We start from the raw sequence: 18,927 nt of genomic DNA on the forward strand, positions 1-18,927 counted from the left end.
GCGCGACCGCGCGATGTCTCCTCCCGAAGCAGGGCGAGTTTACGCGCACGTAAACGTAAATCAATGGGCGAAAGACGCAGCGGCGATGAGGCGTGAAAAATGCGGGGCGTTTTCCCGCCGCCGTGTCGCATGGTTAGCACTTCGTTGAAGCCGGGGGTTGCGTGCGTCCCATCGAGAATGGCGAAACGGCAATGCTTATCGCCATTTGCATCCTTAACAAAATCAGCCGTTTACAAACAATTTGCGCTTTATTTGCCGCCAATTAAGCACGCATTTTAAGCGTGCATTGAAGGGGCGGGGCTACAGTCGGGGCATCCAACGAGCAGGCAAAACCTGCCGGACCTTATCGCTCACGGCACCAGAGAGAGCCGGGTGGAAAGGGGCCCATGAGGGGCCGGCAAACACGGGATGTCACGGGACGCAAAGCGCAGCGCAATCGCCGCTCTCACGCTTTAAGTCTTTGTTTTAACGCATGTCGCACCGCAAGCCGAAACGCATCTTGCACGGCATGCCTTAGACCACTCGGCACAAGGGACAAAACCATGGCTCGCTTCGATCTCGACACCAATTCCAACGCACCGATCAGCGGCGAAAGCCGTGCGGAAGTCTTCTGCGAAATGGGGCTGATGTATGCCACCGGCCGCGGCTGCGACATCGACCTCGTTTCCGCCCATAAGTGGCTGAACATTGCCGCCATCCGTGGCTGCGAACGCGCCGCCCTGCTGCGCACCGAACTCGCGTCCTCCATGTCGAAGATGGAACTGGCCTCCGCGCTGCGCGCCGCGCGCGAATGGATGACCCGGCACTGATCGGCCACAAGGCTAGCGAAGAGCCTCAGGCGAGAGCCTTGAGCACCTGCGGCAGCGCGTCCTCAAGCAGCGCCATCTCGGCCTCCGGGCCGGTGGAGATGCGGATGCAGCGGTTCAGCGGCGCTACGCCCGGCATGCGGATGAAGACGCCGTGATCGGCCATCAGGCGGTCGACGATGGCGCGGGCATGGCCCTCATCGCGGCCCGTATCGATCGCCACGAAATTGGTTGCCGATGGCAGGGCCACAAGCCCACAGGCCGAGGCGATCCGTCCGATCCTCTCGCGTGAGGCATCAATGCGCGTCAGCACGGTCTGCAGATAGGCCTGGTCCGCCAAGGCGGCCAAGGCACCCGCTGTCGCCACGCGGTTCATGCCAAAATGATTGCGGATCTTGTCGAAGGCGGCGGCGTTGTCCGGCGTTGAAATGACATAGCCGACCCTTGCCCCGGCAAGGCCATAGGCCTTGGAGAAGGTACGCGTGCGCATCACATTCGGCCGCTCGATCAGCCGGTCAATGGCCGGCAGGGTCCCCTCGGGTGCCGTCTCGCCATAGGCCTCGTCCAGGACCAGCAGTGTCGTCTCCGGCAAGGCGTCGGCGAAATCCGCCACCCGCGCGGCCGGCCACCAGCTGCCCATGGGGTTGTCCGGATTGGCCAGATAGACCAACGGCGCATCCTCGCGCCTGACGGCGTCCAACAGCGCGTCGAGATCCTCACGGTCGTTATGATAGGGCACGGTGACAAGGCGTCCGCCATGGCCTGTGACGTGGTAGTTGAAAGTCGGATAGGCGCCAAGCGAGGTGACCACCGGCTGGCCGGGTGCAACCGTCAGCCGAACGATCTGGCCGAGCAGCGCATCGATGCCTTCGCCGATCGCCAGATGGGCGGAGGTGACGCCAAGATCGGCGGCAAGGGCCTGCTTTAGCGCCACATTTTCCGGGTCGTTATACTGCCAGATGCCTTCGGCCGCGTCGCGCATTGCCGCAAGCACGGAAGGGGCCGGGCCGAATCCACTTTCATTCGCGCCGATGCGCGCCGCCACCTTGCGGCCAAGCCGGCGCTCCAGCGCTTCCGGCCCGACAAAGGGCACGCTGGCTGGCAGGCTTTGGGCTAGAGGGGTAAAGCGCGAAAAAGCAGACATGGCAGGCGGAATCTCCGGAAACGGCTGGCGATGCGGTTCGCAGGGCGGGAGACCGTTATCCGGCATTTTTCCATCGGGAGCAATTGCGCTTCACGCCTATGGCACGCGCCCTTATAATGGATTACGAGAGCGCGGCCAGGCCTTATAGGATTGATTTCTCTTACGCATCCGCCCCGATCAGGCGCACGGCATAGGCACCGATGCCGGCCGAGACCGCCGTCAGCACCGTGCCCCAGCCCATGTCGACGAAGGACATCAGCACGGGCCAGCCCTTCAGCGTCGAGAGATTGGTCATGTCATAGGTGCCGTAGGCGGCAAGGCCGAGAATGGCGCCGTAGCCCATGGCGACCAGCACCGAGCCGCTGCGCAGGCCGGGCATGACGGCGAGCACGACGATGGCGACGGCAAAGAACAGATAGAACACGGCGGCCGCGACGAAATTCGGCTGCGGCAGCATGAGTTCGCCCAGCTGGTCACGATAGAAGGTGCGGGCCACGACGCCGAGCCAGACGGCATCGATGGCGAGGAAGGCGATCAGCGTGGCGGCATAGGCGGTAAGGGCGGCTTTCATCGACGGCTCCTGGGGCTTGCCGCGCGCGGTGGGCAGCATTGCGGGGAAGGCGAGGCGCGCATGCAACATGCGCGATCTCGCTCCTTACGCCGCCCTGCCGGTCCTGGATTTGCGGGCTCGCCCAATTCTCCGCGCGTCTTCAGCCCCAAGGCTGATGACGCTGTCAGCGCGCCCGCCCTGGATAATCATCCGGCAGGAGAAAGGGAAAAGGCCCCGGTGCCCGGTCGACCTTGGCCGTGTGGGTTACGAAGCGGCCCTTGTCGAGCCAGTGCAGCAGCAATTCCGGCGGCTCCAGCATGAAGCAGGAGGGTGCGTCCGGGCGGATATCGAGCGTCACCTGATGGCCGACCAAAGGTGCGATCTGGCAGAGCGTGCCGGCGAAGAGAAGCTGAATGGCGCGGTGGACATGGCCGCACAGCACGCGCTGCACCTGACTATGGCGCGCGATCACGTCCGCCAGCAGGCCGCTGCCGGTGAACAGCCGCGCCCGATCTATATGACCGATGCCCGTGTCGAAGGGCGGATGATGCAGCATCACCCGCGTCGGCGCCTCCGGCCGTTTGCCAAGCGCGGTATGGAGGGCGATGAGCATCTCGTCCAGCAATAGAACACGCGGCTCGTTGCGAGTGTGCGGACAAGTGCCGTGCGCTGCCGCTCGCCGCCGGAGAGCTGGCGGCGCGCCGGGTGCCGAAATCCTTGAGGCCGACGGAGGCAAGCGGGCACTCCACCTCCCTGCACGCGCATTTGTCGGTATGCGTCGGATCTTCAAGCCACAGCCGACATTCTCCGCCACCGTCATATTGGCAAACAGCGCATAGGACTGGAAGACCCTGTCCACCTGCCGCCGCTCCACCTGGAGGGCTGCCCATTTTCGGTAGTGATCTGGGCGATTGCCTGGCCAGAATTCTTATTGTCGTCGGGAATTTCGACGCAGAGATCGGTCTTGATGGTCTTCAGCACCTCGCCCCCAGGGCCTATTTCGGCGGAAAATTACGGCAGATGGCGTCAGTCGCACGGGCGGGATCGGATAGGGTGAGGCGGCTTTCGGTCGCTGAAGGCGTGATCGGCTGGGCGTTCGAACGTAAACCTAGGCGTCGCCGCCTTGATCCAGGCCATAGATCTCGCCCGTGAGCCAGGCCGGCCAGTCTCGCTCGAAGAAGGATTTGGCAGCCTCGTCAAAACGACGGTTGGGGCGGGTCGTGATGGAGAAGATATCGCCGTCATAATGCAAGACGATCTGTTCCTGCCGATGCGCGTCCTGCTCCTTGCGAAAGCGAAAGTTCTCGAGTGGACCGGATCGGGCCTGTGGCAGACAGTCGCCGAGCGGATCGCAAATCGCACGCGCGCCACGGCTGCCGCCGCCCTGGCGGATGAAGTGATCGAGCGCCGCCAGCACCGCTTCCGACGCCAGCGCCATCTGCCGCCACTGGAGAACCCGTCCGATCTCCGCCGCCCGCTCGAAGGCGAGGCCCTTCTCCCGGATCTCGGCATTCAGTTGCCGGGCCTCGCGCAGCGCGGCGGAAACGCGATCGGGAAAGCAGATTAGCCCCGCCTCGTCGCTCATGCGCGCTTGCACGGCATGGCGCACGCTTCTTACGTCCAGGCCGCCATCCGGCTGGAGAAGAGTGAGGCTGTCTTTTATGGCTTGGTCTGCCGCGGCTGATGGACCACGATGCGGTGCCTGGCGGGCAAGGCCGCTGGCATCGATATGCTCCGCCACGCGGGTGCCGAAGACCTGGCCGGCATTGAGCGCCGCACCGCCCGGTCGCGTGACGCCATGGGTGCCGGCCGCCTCACCGACGGCATAGCATCCGGCAAGGCTGCTGCGGCCCCAGATATCGACCATCACGCCGCCATTCATATGCTGGTTGTTGACGGCGAATTCGAGCGGGGAGCGGGCAATGTCGACCTTGTAGCGGCGGTAAAGCTCGATCGCGAGCGGGTTCATATGGGCAAGCCGCTCAATCGGCAGTGCCTGTTTGGCACCAGCCTTGCCGAGATAGGTTTTGACGTCCTCGTCCAGCCGGTCGAGCGAGAAGGGGAGGTCGCCGGGCACGGCTAAGGGGTTGCGGTTGAAATCCATGAACACCCGCCGCCCGGCCGCGCTCTCGCGCACGATTGCCAGATCGACCAGGCTGGAGCCGAAATCCAGCATCCGCTCCGAATGGAAGGGCCATTGATAGCCCTTGCGGAAGATGTTCGAGGCCATCTCCTGGGTGGAGCGGTAGATCTCGCCAAGGAAGTGATGCTCCACGCCAGCGCTGTCGACCGAATAGATATGCGGGATCGCCTGAACGTAGGTGCCGGAGAGATTCCAGGGAAATCCCTCCCGGCGCGTGCCGATGCCGAATTGGCTTTCCGTCAGATTGACCAGGGCGATACCGGCTTCCAGCGCCAGGCCAAGCGAGCCGAAGCAGCCATTCGGATAGACACTGTCGCGATAAAGCTCGCCCGGGCCGCCGGCGGCGAGGATCAGCGTGTCACAGACAAAAAGGGTCAGGCCATAGGGATTGTCGTGCGTCCGCTCATGCGGGCGAACCGCCAAGAGCCCGGCGATGCGGCGCTGCGCGCCATCGCCCTCGGTCAGGAGCTTGACTGCCGTCGTATGGTTGAAGAGCGGGATGGCGAGCCGCAGCGCCTCCTGCCCGAGCACCTTCACCATCAGCCGCGAGGTGCGCGGGCCGCAGCTGGTTGCCCGGCCCACCTCGTCATGATCGGTCTGGTAGCGCAGGGTGGCGCCGAGCGCATTCTGCGGCAAGGGCAGGCCGAGAAACTGCAACGAGGCCATCATCCGGGCGGAGCCGACGGCCTCGACATAGGCCGTATCCTCGTCCATGGCGCCGCCGGCCCGGATGGCGCGGGCCATCGCCTTGAAATTATCGCCCTGATCGGCCGTGTTGGCAGTGTGCAGCGTCTGCTTGTCGGAGCCGGAACAGGCCGAGGTACCGCCCCAGGCGCTCTGGCTGACGATCAGCACGTCATTGTCCCGGCGCTTCAGCTCGACGGCGGCCCGCAGACCTGCCGCGCCGGAACCGATGACGACGCAGCCCGCACGATAGACCGGCACCGCGAAGCCGGAAAGCCGCATCGTCTCCTCAGCCGGCGCCACTGGGGCAAGCTTGGGCATGTCGACATCGGTCAGGGCGTCGAGAATGGATTGCGGCACGCCTGATGTCATGGATCGGATCTCCTGCGGTTTGTTTGGCGTGGCGCTCGGCCTGGGTTCACTTAGGCGCGGGCGTTGCGGAGAAGCCCCCTCACCCTGCCCTCTCCCCCAGGGGAGAGGAGGCCAGTGGCCCACGCCAAGCCCCGAATGGGGCAGGGCCTCAGTCTCTTCTCCGCGAGGCGAAAGCAGGCATCTGCCTCAAGCACGATCGGGTTGAGCCGTGGTCGGGCGTTTGCATCATGGTCTCTTCTCCCCATCGGGGAGAAGGTACCGGCAGGCGGATGAGGGGCCTGCGCTTTGCCCCTTCTATCCGTCTCGCCACCACCCTCAGGTGCTGGGAATCTCCACCCAGCGCTTCAGGCGCGAGGACTCCATGCAGGCATCGACGATCTGGCAGATATGATGGCCGTTCTCGAAGGTCGGCCACATCGGTGTCTTGGTGGTGATCGAGCGGATGACCTCGGCCGCCTCGATGATCTTGCTCTCATTATAGCCGAGGCCGAAATTCGGCAGCGGCAGGAAAGCGCGGTAGGACGGGTGCTCCGGCCCGACATCGATGGCGCGGAAGCCGGCGCGGCCTGGCCTGTCCTCATGGCTGTAGAAGCGCAGGCGGTTTACCTCGTCATAATCATAGGCGAGGCTGCCCTTGGTGCCGTAGATCTCATAGGTCTGACGGAATTTGCGGCCCGTGGCGGTGCGGCTGAAATCAACGAGACCGGCGGCGCCGTTCTCGAAGCGGCAGAGGAGATTGGTGGCGTCGGGATTGGTCACCTCCGCCCAGCGCTCCTCGCCCGTCAGCTCCGTCTGTCCGCCGATGGCGAGACCATCGACGACCGGGCGCTTCGGCGTGAGGATGAGGTTATCGGCAATCAGGGCGCTGACCCGCCCGACCAGGAATTCCATGAAGCTGAAGACATGCGAGCCGGTATCGCCGACAATACCGGTCGGCGCCAGATCGCCATCGGCGCGCCACATGAAGGGCGCCAGCGGATCGCCGAACACATCGATATGCTGGCAGCCCTTGAACATCTTGATCTCGCCGATCTCTCCCGCCTCGATGATCTCCTTGGCGAGGTCGTGAACCGGATTGCGCGGAAAGGCATGGCCGACGCGGGTGATGACCCCCTGTTCACGCGCGAGATCGGCCAGTACACGCGCTTCCGCCGCCGTATTGGCCAGCGGCTTCTCGCAGAAGACGTGCTTGCCCGCCTTCAGGCCTGCCTCAGCCACCTCGAAATGCAGGTTGTCGGGCAGGCAGATGTCGATGAGGTCGATCTCGGGATCGTTCACCACTTGGCGCCAATCCTGCAGGATTTTGGCGCCGGGCGCGCGGCGCGCCAGATCATCCGCCCTTGCGGGATCGCGATCGACGATCGCCACCACCCGCGCCGTGCCGTGCGAGGTGCCGAAGAAATGCGGGAAGGTCTGGAAGGCCATGGTGTGGATCCTGCCCATCCAGCCCGAACCGCCGAGCACGGCCACTTTGACATCGGTCATCATCGTCTCCTGAGTGTGCCGGCTTTCCGTCACGCCTGTCTCGGCATCAACGGATATGGGCGCGGGCGCGCGGGCGGCTGTCGTTGCGCTCATGCGCGAAAATCGCACTTGGCAGGGGCGGCAGGTCGCGAATGATGTCCGCGCCCTTTTCGCCCACCATGATCGTCGGCGCATTAGTGTTGCTGGAGGTCACGCGCGGCATAACCGACGAGTCGCAGACACGCAGACCTTCCAGCCCGTGGACCTTGAGGTCGAGCCCGACCACTGCCTCCGGCCCCGTGCCCATCTTGCAGGTGCCGACGGGGTGATGGTCGGTCTTGGCATTGGCGCAGCCATAGTCGAACAGCTGCTCATCGGTCCGGATATCAGGCCCCGGCAGGCGCTCGGCCAGGACGAAGGGCTTCAGCGCCGCCTGCTGCATGATCTCGCGGGCGATCTTCAGGCCTTCGAGCGACATTTTCCGGTCATGCGGGTCGGCCCAGTAGTTGGGGTCGATCAAGGGGGCGGCGGCCGGATCGGCGGAGGCAAGGCGCACCGTGCCGCGCGAACGGGGATGCAGATAGGCCGAATTCAGCGTCACGCCGGCATTTTTCAGCTTCTCGACGCCCGCTTCGATGCCGGAGCCGAGGCCGAGATGGAACTGGATATCGGGCGAGCGGGCATCGGGATCGGCATACCAGAAGCCGCCGGTCTCGAAGAGCGAGGAGGCGACCGGGCCCGAGCGGAACAGCAGATATTCCAGCCCCGCCCAGAGCGTGCGGTGCAGCTTGGCGACGCTGTCATAGGTGTGGTCGCCGGTGCATTCGGCAATCACGAAGAGATCGAGGTGATCCTGCAGATTGCCGCCGACGCCGGGCAGATCATGCAGAACCTTGACGCCGGCGGACCGCAGATGGTCGGCCGGGCCGATGCCCGATTGCAGAAGCAGCTTGGGCGAACCGATGGCCCCGGAGGAGACCAGAACCTCCCGCTCGGCCCGGATGATCTCGCTGCCGCCCTTTCCGGCGATCTCGACGCCGACGGCGCGCTTTCCTTCCAGGACAATACGCGTCACCTGCGCATTCAGCCGCACGGTCAGGTTCTTGCGGTCCTTGATCGGCGCGAGATAGGCGAGCGAGGCCGAGGAGCGGCGGCGGTTGCGCTGGGTGAGCTGGTAGAAGCCGACACCGGCCTGCTGGCGTCCGTTGAAATCGGGATTGTAGGGGATGCCGAGTTCCTGGCCGGCGCGGATATAGGCATCGCAGATCGGCAGGGCCGAGACCGGCATCGAGACGCCGAGCGGGCCGCCATAGGCGTGATAGTCGTCGGCGAAGCGCTGGTTATCCTCTGCCCGCTTGAAATAGGGCAGAATGGAGCGGTAGTCCCAGCCGGTGCAGCCCTCCTCATCGGCCCATAGGTCGTAATCGGCGGCGTTGCCGCGGGCATAGAGCTGGGCGTTGATCGAGGAGCCGCCGCCGACCACCTTGGCTTGGGTATAGCGCAGCACCCGGCCCTTCATGTGCTTTTGCGGCACGGTCTGCCAACCCCAGCTGGCGACGCCCTTGGTCATCTTGGCGAAGCCGGCCGGCATATGGAACAGCGGATGACGGTCACCGCCGCCTGCCTCCAGAAGCAGGACCTTCACGGTCGGATCTTCGCTCAGCCGGTTGGCGAGCACGCAGCCCGCCGGCCCGGCCCCCGTGATGATGTAATCGAAATGCATATCCGCTGTCCTATCGAAGGCAGGAAAGGCTGAAGGAAAGGGCCGCCGCGCTCATGATCGAAGCTCCGTGGCGGCGATGTAGTCGGCCACGCGCAGCGCCTGGCTCGCCACGGTCAGCGCCGGGTTCACGGCTGCCGAGGTGGGCAGGAAGCTTGCGTCGACCACGAAGAGATTTCGATGGTCGAAGGCACGGCAGTAGATGTCGAGCGGTGCGGCTGCCGGATCGAGACCGATCCGCACGGTTCCGCATTGATGCGACGGCGTGCGCTTGTCGAAGGGCTTCGCCAGCACGACCGGGAAGCCGATGGACTTCAGGATGGCCTTGAGCTTGGCGACCAGCGCCAGATGCGCATCCCAGTTCGTGCGCCGCCATTGCAGGATCACCCGCTCGCCATCGACCATGACCCGGCTGTCGGGATGCGGGATATCCTCGCTCATGGCATAGAAGTCGATCGCGTGCCGGGCGAAGAGATCGAGCGCCCATTGCGGCACATGTGGCAGCGTGCCCTTGAGGATGGTGCCCGAGATGCGCCCGAGAAGCTGCACATTGCCGAGCGGCGGGCCTCCGTGACCGTCACTCAGATAGAAATCGTTGAAGGCAAAGGTCTTCTGATAGATCGACGTGTTGTTGAAGCGTGGCGAAAGGCCGATCACGGCGCTCGAATTGTGGTTCATGAAGTTCCGCCCGACCTGGTCGGAGGAATTGGCAAGCCCCTTGGGATAGCGGCTGTTGGCCGAGCGCAGCAGCAGCACGGCCGACTGCACGGCGCCGGCCGAAAGAATGACCAGGTTTGGCGACAGGATCTCGGTTGCGCCATCCTTGAGATAGACGATCCTGTTGATCCTGCCGTCGTCGCCGGTCTCCAGCCGGATGACGCGCGAGCCGGTCTGCAGGCGGACATTGGGATGGCGCATGGCCAGCGCCAGGGCCGCCGTCTCGGCATCCATCTTGCCATCCTTGGAATTGGGATGCGCATCCCAGGGCGTCCTGGCCTTGGCCAGCCAGCGCTCGATATCGACGCCGAGCGGCAGGGAGGCCGGATGCAGGCCCGCGCGCTTCAGCCGCGCTTTGACATCGGCAATCGGCGGTTCGTCCGGTACCGGCGGATAGGGATAGGCCTGGGAATGATGCGGCTCGGTCGGGTCCTCGCCCAGCGCCCCGCGCACATTGTAAAGCTGCTCCGCCCGGCTGTACCAGGGCTCCAGCTCCTCATAAGGAAAGGGCCAGGCGGGGGACACGCCTTCCGCGTGCTGGATGACGCCGAAATCCTCCTCGCGGTAACGCGTCAGCACCGCGCCATAGAATTTCGAATTGCCGCCGACATAATAATAGTTGCCGGGGTTGAAGCCGGCGCCATCGGCCTCGTACCAGGTCTCCTTGGGCCTGAAATGGCCGTTCTGGAAGATCGCGCGCTGGTCTCGGTTGACGGGCAGATCGGCGATGTGATCGCCGGCCTCCAGGATCAGGATCTCGGCTCCCGTCGCGGCCAGGCCGGCCGCAATGGTGGCGCCGCCGATGCCGGAGCCGATGATGACGATGTCAGCTGTGGTCGTCATGGCGGTCTCGTCTTACGCGATACGCGCTTGCGTCTGCGGATCGAAGAACACCGCCTTGTCCAGGTTGAAGGCGAGGCGGGCCATTTCACCGGCGCGGATGCGGGCATCCGCCCTGAGACGCGCGACCACCTCGCGGCCGCCGAGCTTCGTCACCGCGAAGGTGTCGGAGCCGGCAGGCTCGACCACGTCGATCAGGCAATCATTCTCGCAGAGGAACTGGGCGTGCCGGTCGGCGCCTTCCGGATCTGTCAGCGCTTCCGGCCGAATGCCGAAAACGACCTCGCGATTTTCATAGGGTGCGAGCGACGACATGGCGGCGGCAACGGGCAGGCGGATCGCCTCACCGCCGGCGCGCTCCAGCGCTACGGCCAGGCCGTTCGGCTCGCGCGTGATCCGGCCGGAGAGCAGGTTCATCGCCGGCGAGCCCATGAAATCGGCCACGAACATGTTGGCGGGGTTGTTGTAGATTTCCGCCGGCGTGCCGAATTGCTGGACGATGCCCTCCTTCATCACCGCGATCTTGGTCGCCAGCGTCATGGCCTCGATCTGGTCGTGGGTGACATAGACGATGGTCTTGCCGGTGGTCTGGTGCAGACGCTTGATCTCGGTGCGCATGTCGACGCGCAGCTTTGCATCGAGGTTGGAGAGCGGTTCGTCGAACAGGAAGAGCTTGGGATCGCGCACCAGGGCCCTGCCCATGGCGACGCGCTGGCGCTGGCCGCCGGAGAGCTGGCTGGGCTTGCGGTCGAGTAGATGGCCGATCTGCAGCACCTTGGCGACCTTGTCGATCGCCAGCTTGCGCTCGTCCGCTGGCACGCCGCGCATCTCCATGCCGAAGGCGATGTTTCCCGCCACCGTCATGTTCGGATAGAGCGCATAGCTCTGGAACACCATGGCGATATCGCGCTTGGAGGGATGCAGCTCGGCGATGCTGCGCTCGTCCACCTTGATGTCGCCCTCGGTGATCGTTTCCAGGCCGGCGATGGTGTTGAGCAGCGTGGACTTGCCGCAGCCGGAGGGGCCGACCAGCACGAGAAAGCCGCCCTTGTCCAGTTCGATGTCGATGCCCTTGAGGATCTCGAGCGCGCCATAGCGCTTTCTCAGGCCAGAAATATGCAGAAAGGCCATGGCTTTATCCTTTGACGGCGCCCGCCATCAGACCGCGAACGAAATAGCGGCCGGCGACGATGTAGACGAGGAGGGTTGGCATGGCGGCGATCATCGCGGCGGCCATGTTGACGTTGTATTCCACCACCCCGGTCGAGGTGTTGACGACGTTGTTCAGCGCCACCGTCATCGGCATGGACTCGCCCGATCCGGCATAGGCCGAGGCGAACAGGAAGTCGTTCCAGATATTGGTGAACTGATAGATCACGGTGACGACGATGATCGGCAGCGAATTGGGCAGCATGATCCGCCGGAAGATCTGGAAGAAGCTGGCGCCATCGACCTGGGCGGCGCGCACCAGCTCATTGGGAAAGGCTTCGTAATAATTGCGGAAGAACAGCGTGGTGAAGCCGAGCCCGTAGATCACATGAACGATCACCAGATTGACCGTGGGATTGCCGAGGCCGAAGGACAGGCCGACTTGATCCTGCAGTGTGACCCCCAAGCGGCCGAGGCTGCCGAGGATGGTCGCCATCGGCAAAAGCACGGACTGGAAGGGAATGAAGCAGGCAAACAGCATCAGTCCGAAGACCAGCGTGTGGCCGGGAAAGCGCCATTTGGTCAGCACATAGCCGTTCAGCGCGCCGAGGATGGTGGAGATGGCCACGGCCGGAACCACCATCTTCAACGAGTTCCAGAAATAGCCCTTGATGCCGGCGCAGGTGAGCCCGACGCAGGTCTCGCCCCAGGCCTTGAGCCAGGGATCGATGGTCGGCGCCTGGGGCAAGGAGAGCATGTTGCCGTTCTGGATCTCGTCCATGGTCTTGAACGAGGTGACCAGCATGACGAAGAGCGGCATCAGGTAGAGGATGGCGAAGAGGATCAGCAGGCCATAGATGGCGATCCGGCCGATCCAGCGGTTGTTCTGGCCATGCGAGAGGGCGGCGGCGCTCATCGTGCCTTCTCCTTCAGCTCGGAATAGAGATAGGGAACGATGATGGCGGAGATCGTCATCAGCATGATGATCGCGCTGGCCGAGCCGACGGCCATTTCGTTGCGCTTGAAGGTGTATTCATACATGAAGTTGGACGGCAGCCAGGCCGAGCCGCCGGGCCCGCCCGAGGTCAGCGCCACCACGAGATCGTAGGACTTGATCGCCATATGGGCGAGCACGATGAAGGCGGAGAGAAAGACCGGGCGCAAGAGCGGGATGATGATGCGGCGATAGAGCTGGCCGGTCGTCGCGCCATCGATCTGCGCGGCCTTCATGATCTCGCTGTCGATGCCGCGAAGGCCCGCCAGGAACATGGCCATGACGAAGCCGGAGGCCTGCCAGACGCCGGCGATCACCACGGTGTAGATCACATAGTCCTTGTTCTTGATCCAGTCGAAGTGGAAGCTCGTCCAGCCGAAGTGATGCAGCGTCTGCTCCAGCCCGAGGCCCGGATCGAGAAACCATTTCCACGCCACGCCCGTGACGATGAAGGACAGCGCCATCGGATAGAGGAAGATCGGCCGGAGCACGCCTTCGCCGCGGATCTTCTGGTCCATCAGGATCGCCAGGAACAGGCCGAGCGCCAGGCAGATGCCGACATAGAGGAAGCCGAAGATCGCCATATTGGTGATCGACGTGTACCAGGAAGAGGGCGGATCGCTCTCGAAGGTCCAGCGCCAGAGCCGCTGATAGGCCCGCGCACCCGTCAGCGCATAGGACGGGAAGGTCTTGGAATTGGTGAAGGAAAGATAGGCCGTCCAGGCGATGAAGCCATAGACGAAGACCACGGTGATCGCGAAGCTCGGGGCGAGCACGATCTGCGGCAGGACGTTCTGCAGCCGCGCACGGATCGGCGTGGACTTGGCGGGAGTAAGGATCGGTTCGGTGGTCGCGACGCTGCTCATGGTCTGTCCCTTTCCAAGGGTGTCGTCTGCCCTTTCCGCTCCGGCAAGCCGAAGCGGAAAGGGATTTGCCGGCGGCGCGTCTATCGGGCGTCGTCGATGGCCTGGACGAGCTGGGTCACGGCCTCCTCGGAGGTCTTGATCTGGCCGTGGACGAATTTGGAGACCACGTCCTTATAGGCGTTGGCGATGGCAGGCGGTGCGCCATAGCCCTGCGCCAGCGAGCCGAACAGCGTGCCCTTCTCATTGGCGGCCTTGAGATCGGCGATGCCCTTCTTGCCGCAGGCATCGAAAGCCGTGTCGGGAACGTCGGTGCGGGCGGGAACGGAGCCCTTGACCACGTTGAAGGCCGACTGGAAGCTCTTCGACAGCGTGGCGGTCGCGAGCGCCACCTGCGCAGCCTTGCGGTCCTTCGGCACGTTGAACATGCCGAACATGTCGGAGTTGTAGATCACGCTGCCTTCGGTGCCGGGGAAGCGGTAGCAGAGGAAGTCGGTATCCGGCTTCTTCTTGGCGGCGACGAATTCACCCTTGGCCCAGTCGCCCATCACCTGAACCAGCGCATCGCCCTTGATGACCATGGCGGTGGCGAGGTTCCAGTCCCGGCCGGAATAGTTGGGATCGACATATTTGACGATCGTCGCCAGGTTGTCGAAGGCCTTCTTCATCGTGTCGGACTTCAGCGAGGCTTCGTCGAGGTCGTTGAAGGCCTTCTTGTAGAATTCCGGGCCGCCGGTGGATTCAACGATCGAGTCGAACATGGTGGCTTCCTGCCAGCTCTGGCCGCCCAGCGCCAAAGGCGTGACGCCAGCCGCCTTGGCCTTGTCGAGCAGCGCGATCAGCTCCTCGAAGGTCTTGGGCTGGGTGCCGCCGATCTTGTCCATCACCGCCTTGTTGATCCACAGCCAGTTGACCGAGTGGACGTTGACGGGCGCGGCCACCCACTTGCCCTCGTAGACCGAGAATTTCTGCAGTGCCGCCGGAACGGCCTTGTCCCAGCCTTCCTTCTTCGCCGCTTCCGTCAGGTCGCCCATGACGCCGGCCTGGGCGTAATCGAGCACGGTATAGCCCAGCATCTGCGAGGCGGTCGGGTAATTGCCGGCCGCAACCATGGCCTTGAGCGCCGTCATAGCCGCATCGCCGCCGCCGCCGGCCACCGGCACGTCCTTCCAGGCATAGCCTTCCTTGGCCAGGTCCTGCTTCAGCACGTTCAGCGCCGCAGCCTCGCCACCCGAGGTCCACCAGTGCAGCATCTGCACTTCCTTGTCGGCGGCGCCGGCCGTCGTCGTCAGACCGGTCAGGGCCAGTCCGCTCAAGGCCAATGCGGCGATCGCGGTCGATGTCATCAATTTACGCATGCTGTTCCTCCCAGTGCATGTTTCCATCGGTGTGGGCCCGTCCCGTCACCGACCAGCCGTCCTCCTCAGACGGTGTCTCCTCACCCCTTCGGCGCCGCCGTTCCAAGACAGGCGCTTCGGGTCCTTACCTCCAGGTCTGGTCTTTCGGCATGATCCGGCCGCTCCTCGTCCGGCCGGGTCCGCGCCTCAGGCCAGTTTGTCCGCCTTCGGCATCCACCAGCTCGTGCGGGCGCCGATATGCATGTTGAGCGTCTTGGTTTCGGTGTAGTCCTCGACGGCATGACGGCCGAGTTCGCGGCCGAGGCCGGACTGCTTGGTGCCGCCGAAGGGCAATTCCGAGGCGCCGTCCATGAAGGTGTTCATCCAGACGGTGCCGGCGCGCACGCGCCGGCCGATGGTCAGGCAAGTGTCGAAATCGCGGCTCCAGACACCTGCCGACAGGCCATAATCGATGGAGTTAGCGATCTCGATCGCCTCGGCCGTGGTCTCGAAGGTCAATACCGAGAGAACGGGGCCGAACACCTCCTCGCGGGCAACCGCCATGCCCGGCGTCACGCCGTCCAGGATCGTCGGCGCCATGAACTGGCCCATGCCGAAATCGAGCGGCTCGCCGCCATGGGCGATCCGCGCGCCGGCGCCGGCCGCGCCATCGAGATAGGCAGTGATCTTGTCGAGATGCTGCGGCGTGATGATCGCGCCGACCTGGGTCGATGGGTCGAGCGGATCGCCGACCTTGACGTCACGCGCGAGCGCGGCCACGCGGCGGACCACATCCTCGGCAATGCTCTTGTGCAGGATCAGCCGGGAGCCGGCATTGCAGCACTCGCCGGCATTGAAATAAGCGCCGAAGACGGCGGCATCGATGAAGGCGTCGAGATCCGCATCGGGAAAAACGATTTGCGGGTTCTTGCCGCCGAGTTCCAGCGACACCTTCTTCAAAGTCTGGGCAGCATTGGTCATTGTCAACTTACCGACGCCGGTCGAGCCGGTGAAGGAGACCATGTCGACCTCGGGATGGGCGGTCATGACGGCGCCCACCGCAGGCCCCGTGCCGGTGACGATGTTGACCGCGCCCTTGGGAAGGCCCGCCTCCTCCAGGATCTCGCCCAGAAGCAGCGTCGAGCCGGAGGTGAGTTCCGAGGGTTTGACGACCGTGGTGCAGCCGGCGGCGAGCGCGAAGGGCAGCTTCTGGCTGACGATCAGGAAGGGGAAGTTCCACGGCGTGATGATCGAGACCACGCCGATGGCCTCGCGCAGCACGACGCCCAGCGTGCTGTCGCCCAGCGTGTTGTAGCTTTCGCCATGCAGATCGCGGGCCAGCGCCGCGGCATAGCGCCAGATATCGACCGCACCGGCGATTTCGCCGCGCACCTGCGTGATCGGCTTGCCGGCCTCGATCGCGTCGAGATAGGCGAGTTCCTCGGCGCGCGCGGAAATCAGCTGTGCTGCCTTCAAGATGACGCCCGAGCGCTCGGATGCCGTCATGCGCGGCCATGGGCCGTGATCGAAAGCCCGGCGTGCGGCGGCAATCGCCCGTTCGGCATCGGCGGAGGTGCCGGCCGGATAGCGGCTGACGACGACGCCGTGGCTCGGCGCCACGCGCTCGATGGGCTGGCCCTCGCCAGCTTCCCAGCGCCCGTCGATCAGCATCTTGAAATCGCGTGCGGTGTGGTTCGCCAAAGCCTTCGGCGCGACCAGAACTGTCATGACCATTCTCCCTTGAATTCGGCGGCGCGCTTCTCAGTAAAGGCGGCGACGCCTTCCTTGAGGTCGCCGGTCTTGGCGGCCAGGATCGAGCCCAGGGCTTCGACGGCCGTGCCATTGTCCTCGCCGCTGGCGCTTGCGATCATCAGCTTGACGATCTCGTTGGCGGCGGGTCCCCGCGCGGCGATCCGCGCCGCCTGATCCTTGGCGGCCTGAACGGCCTGACCAGTCGGCACGACGGCATCGACGAGACCCAGCCCATGGGCCTGCTCGGCCGAAAAGACCTCGCCGCCCAGCGCCATGCGCCGCACGGCCTGCGCGCCGAAGCGCTTGACCAGCCGCTGCGTGCCGGACCAGCCGGGAACCATGCCAAGGCCGGTCTCCGGCAGGCCGATCTTGATGTGTTCCTCGGCGATGCGGATATCGGCCACGCCGGCCAGTTCCAGCCCGCCGCCGAGCGCATGGCCGTTCAGCGCGGCGATCAGCGGCATGCGCAGGGTCGCCAGCCGCTCGAACACGCGATGGCCATGGCGTACCCAAGCATGTCCAAACTCCTCCGGCCGCATGCCGCCCCAGGCCTTGATGTCGCCGCCTGCCGAAAAGCCCTTTCCTTCGCCGGTGAGAATCGCAACCCGCACCCGGCCATCGGCTTCGACGGCATCGGCCGCGTCCTGCAATGCCTTGAGCATGTCGAGGTCGAGGGCGTTCAGCTTCTCCGGCCGCACGAGCGTGAGAAGGGCGATCGGTCCTTCAATGTCGATCCTGACGCTTCCGCTAGGCATGGACGGCGCCCTCTAGACCCTTGGCCAGAACACGGGCCGGTTTTTGCGGCAGCGTCAGGCCGAGATTATCTTTAGAAAACAGCCTGGCATCCATGACCATGAGGGCATCCGCCACACGGAGCGGGAATTCCGACTGGTCGAGGATGTCACGCTGGAGGTCGATCCCTGGCGCGATCTCCGTCAGCAGGATGCCCTCGGGCGTCAGCTTCATCACGCAGCGCTCGGTTACATAGGTGATGTCCTGTCCCTGCTCGATGGCGCGCCGGCCGGAGAAGGTGATGTGTTCGACCGCATTGACCAGCTTCTTCAGCTTGCCTTCCTTTTCGATCACCAGCCGGCCATCGACGATGTCGAGCCTGGCGCCGGCATTGAACATGCCGGAGAAGACGATCTTGCGGGCGCGTGCGGTGATATCGACAAAGCCGCCGGCGCCGGCTGTCACATGCGGGCGGAAGGAGAGCTTGGAGACGTTGACCGACCCATCTCGGCCGATTTCCAGGAAAGACAGCAGCGAGGCATCGAAGCCCGCGCCCTGGAAATAGGTGAACTGATAGGGCGAGGGCATATAGGCATCGGCATTGGAGGCGCAGCCGAAGGCGAAATCGAGCAGCGGCACGCCGCCGACGGCGCCCTGTTCGATGACCCAGGTGATCGACCCGTGCAGGCCTTCCTCCAGCAGGATACGCGGCACATTGGCCGAGATGCCAAAGCCCAGATTGACGCAGCTGCCGGCCTCGAGTTCCTGCGCGACACGCCGGGCGATGACCTTCTGGATGTTGAAATCGGGCACGTCGAAACTGTCGAGCGGGTGAAAGATCTCGCCCGAAATCGCCGGATCGTAGAGCGTCTGCGTGGTCTGCTTCTGATCGGGATCGGTGACGATATAGTCCACCAGCATGCCGGGCACGCGCACATCGTGCGGCCGCAGCGAGCCCTGCTTGGTGATGCGCTTGACCTGGGCGATGACGATGCCGCCATTGTTGCGCGCGGCCAGCGCCTGATCGAGGCCGCCGAGATAGGCGCCTTCATGCTCATAGGTCAGGTTGCCGCGCTCGTCTGCGGTGGTGGCGCGGATGATGGCGACCTGCGGCACGATGGCGGGGAAGAACAGATAGTCCTCGCCCTCGAAATTCACCCGCTTGACCACCGGTTCTCCGGCGCCGAGCGCGTTCATCGCGCAGCCCTGGCGGGCGGGATCGACGAAGGTGTCGAGACCAACCTTGGTCAGTACGCCGGGCCGCTTGGCCGCCGCCTCGCGATGCATGTCGAACATGATGCCGGAGGGGATGTTATAGGCGGAAATTTCGTTGCCCGTGATCATCTGCCAGATCAGCGGCGGCTCGGCGCTCGACGGACCGGAGGGATAGGAGCCGCCGAGGATCTTCTTCAACAGGCCCTTGCGCGCGATATGGTCGACGCCCTTGATGCCGCTCATGTCGCCAGCGGCGATCGGATGCAGCGTGGTGATCTCCCGGGGATGACCGGTCTCTTCGAAGCGCGCGCCGATTGCCTTCAGCATCAGGTCCGGGCAGCCGAGGCCGCTGGACGAGGAGACGGACACAATGGCCCCGTCGGGGATGAGGGCTGCGGCTTGCGCTGGCGTGATGTGCTTGCTCATGGTCGTTCATAGTTCCGAT

At 64.4% G+C, this 18,927-nt stretch carries 15 protein-coding genes; 1 reads left to right on the top strand and 14 read right to left on the bottom strand.

What is annotated here, in order from left to right; genetic code table 11:
* The first annotated feature begins 542 nt into the window (after nt 1–542).
* The gene (locus BMX61_RS11005) at nt 543–809 is read left to right on the top strand and encodes an SEL1-like repeat protein (RefSeq protein ID WP_075629779.1); all 267 of its coding nucleotides are present in this window, start codon (nt 543–545) and stop codon (nt 807–809) included.
* Nucleotides 810–834: 25 nt separating this feature from the next.
* Here BMX61_RS11005 and BMX61_RS11010 read toward each other — a convergent pair whose 3' ends face one another.
* From BMX61_RS11010 to BMX61_RS11075, 14 genes are all read right to left on the bottom strand, one after another.
* On the bottom strand, nt 835–1,950 hold the full coding sequence (locus tag BMX61_RS11010) for a pyridoxal phosphate-dependent aminotransferase (RefSeq protein WP_075629921.1): 1,116 nt from the start codon (nt 1,948–1,950) through the stop codon (nt 835–837).
* A 160-nt stretch (nt 1,951–2,110) separates the two neighbouring features.
* A complete protein-coding gene (locus BMX61_RS11015) occupies nt 2,111–2,521 on the bottom strand; it encodes a DUF2177 family protein (RefSeq protein WP_075629920.1) in 411 nt (136 codons plus the stop codon).
* 163 nt (nt 2,522–2,684) lie between these two features.
* A complete protein-coding gene (locus BMX61_RS11020) occupies nt 2,685–3,113 on the bottom strand; it encodes a metallophosphoesterase family protein (protein ID WP_075629778.1) in 429 nt (142 codons plus the stop codon).
* Between the two features lie 495 nt (nt 3,114–3,608).
* Entirely contained in the window at nt 3,609–5,699 is a 2,091-nt protein-coding gene (locus BMX61_RS11025) for an FAD-dependent oxidoreductase (protein ID WP_075629777.1), read from the bottom strand.
* A 315-nt stretch (nt 5,700–6,014) separates the two neighbouring features.
* The gene (locus BMX61_RS11030; protein WP_075629776.1) at nt 6,015–7,184 is read right to left on the bottom strand and encodes a Gfo/Idh/MocA family protein; all 1,170 of its coding nucleotides are present in this window, start codon (nt 7,182–7,184) and stop codon (nt 6,015–6,017) included.
* Between the two features lie 46 nt (nt 7,185–7,230).
* Nucleotides 7,231–8,886: a GMC family oxidoreductase gene (locus tag BMX61_RS11035; protein ID WP_075629775.1), complete on the bottom strand. Its 1,656-nt coding sequence runs from the start codon at nt 8,884–8,886 to the stop codon at nt 7,231–7,233.
* A 51-nt stretch (nt 8,887–8,937) separates the two neighbouring features.
* Nucleotides 8,938–10,443, bottom strand: coding sequence for an FAD-dependent oxidoreductase (locus BMX61_RS11040; protein WP_075629774.1), 1,506 nt, complete (start codon nt 10,441–10,443; stop codon nt 8,938–8,940).
* A gap of 12 nt (nt 10,444–10,455) precedes the next feature.
* Complete coding sequence (locus BMX61_RS11045; RefSeq protein ID WP_075629773.1) at nt 10,456–11,571, bottom strand: ABC transporter ATP-binding protein; 1,116 nt, start codon at nt 11,569–11,571, stop codon at nt 10,456–10,458.
* A 4-nt stretch (nt 11,572–11,575) separates the two neighbouring features.
* Nucleotides 11,576–12,505: a carbohydrate ABC transporter permease gene (locus tag BMX61_RS11050; protein WP_075629772.1), complete on the bottom strand. Its 930-nt coding sequence runs from the start codon at nt 12,503–12,505 to the stop codon at nt 11,576–11,578.
* Nucleotides 12,502–13,449 carry a carbohydrate ABC transporter permease gene (locus BMX61_RS11055; protein WP_075629771.1) on the bottom strand — a complete coding sequence of 316 codons (948 nt, stop codon included), beginning with the start codon at nt 13,447–13,449 and terminating at the stop codon, nt 12,502–12,504. The genes BMX61_RS11050 and BMX61_RS11055 overlap by 4 nt, the downstream gene beginning before the upstream one ends.
* Before the next feature lie 80 nt (nt 13,450–13,529).
* Nucleotides 13,530–14,804 carry an ABC transporter substrate-binding protein gene (locus tag BMX61_RS11060; protein ID WP_075629770.1) on the bottom strand — a complete coding sequence of 425 codons (1,275 nt, stop codon included), beginning with the start codon at nt 14,802–14,804 and terminating at the stop codon, nt 13,530–13,532.
* 186 nt (nt 14,805–14,990) lie between these two features.
* Complete coding sequence (locus BMX61_RS11065) at nt 14,991–16,511, bottom strand: aldehyde dehydrogenase family protein (RefSeq protein ID WP_075629769.1); 1,521 nt, start codon at nt 16,509–16,511, stop codon at nt 14,991–14,993.
* Entirely contained in the window at nt 16,508–17,290 is a 783-nt protein-coding gene (locus BMX61_RS11070; RefSeq protein ID WP_075629768.1) for an enoyl-CoA hydratase/isomerase family protein, read from the bottom strand. The genes BMX61_RS11065 and BMX61_RS11070 overlap by 4 nt, the downstream gene beginning before the upstream one ends.
* Nucleotides 17,283–18,908 (bottom strand): acyl CoA:acetate/3-ketoacid CoA transferase, encoded by a 1,626-nt coding sequence (locus tag BMX61_RS11075; protein WP_075629767.1) that lies wholly within the window; start codon nt 18,906–18,908, stop codon nt 17,283–17,285. Before BMX61_RS11075 ends, BMX61_RS11070 begins: the two co-directional genes overlap by 8 nt.
* Between the last annotated feature and the right edge of the window lie 19 nt (nt 18,909–18,927).

The sequence above is a fragment of the Xaviernesmea oryzae genome (genome assembly GCF_900109605.1).
In the GTDB taxonomy this organism is placed as follows: domain Bacteria; phylum Pseudomonadota; class Alphaproteobacteria; order Rhizobiales; family Rhizobiaceae; genus Xaviernesmea; species Xaviernesmea oryzae.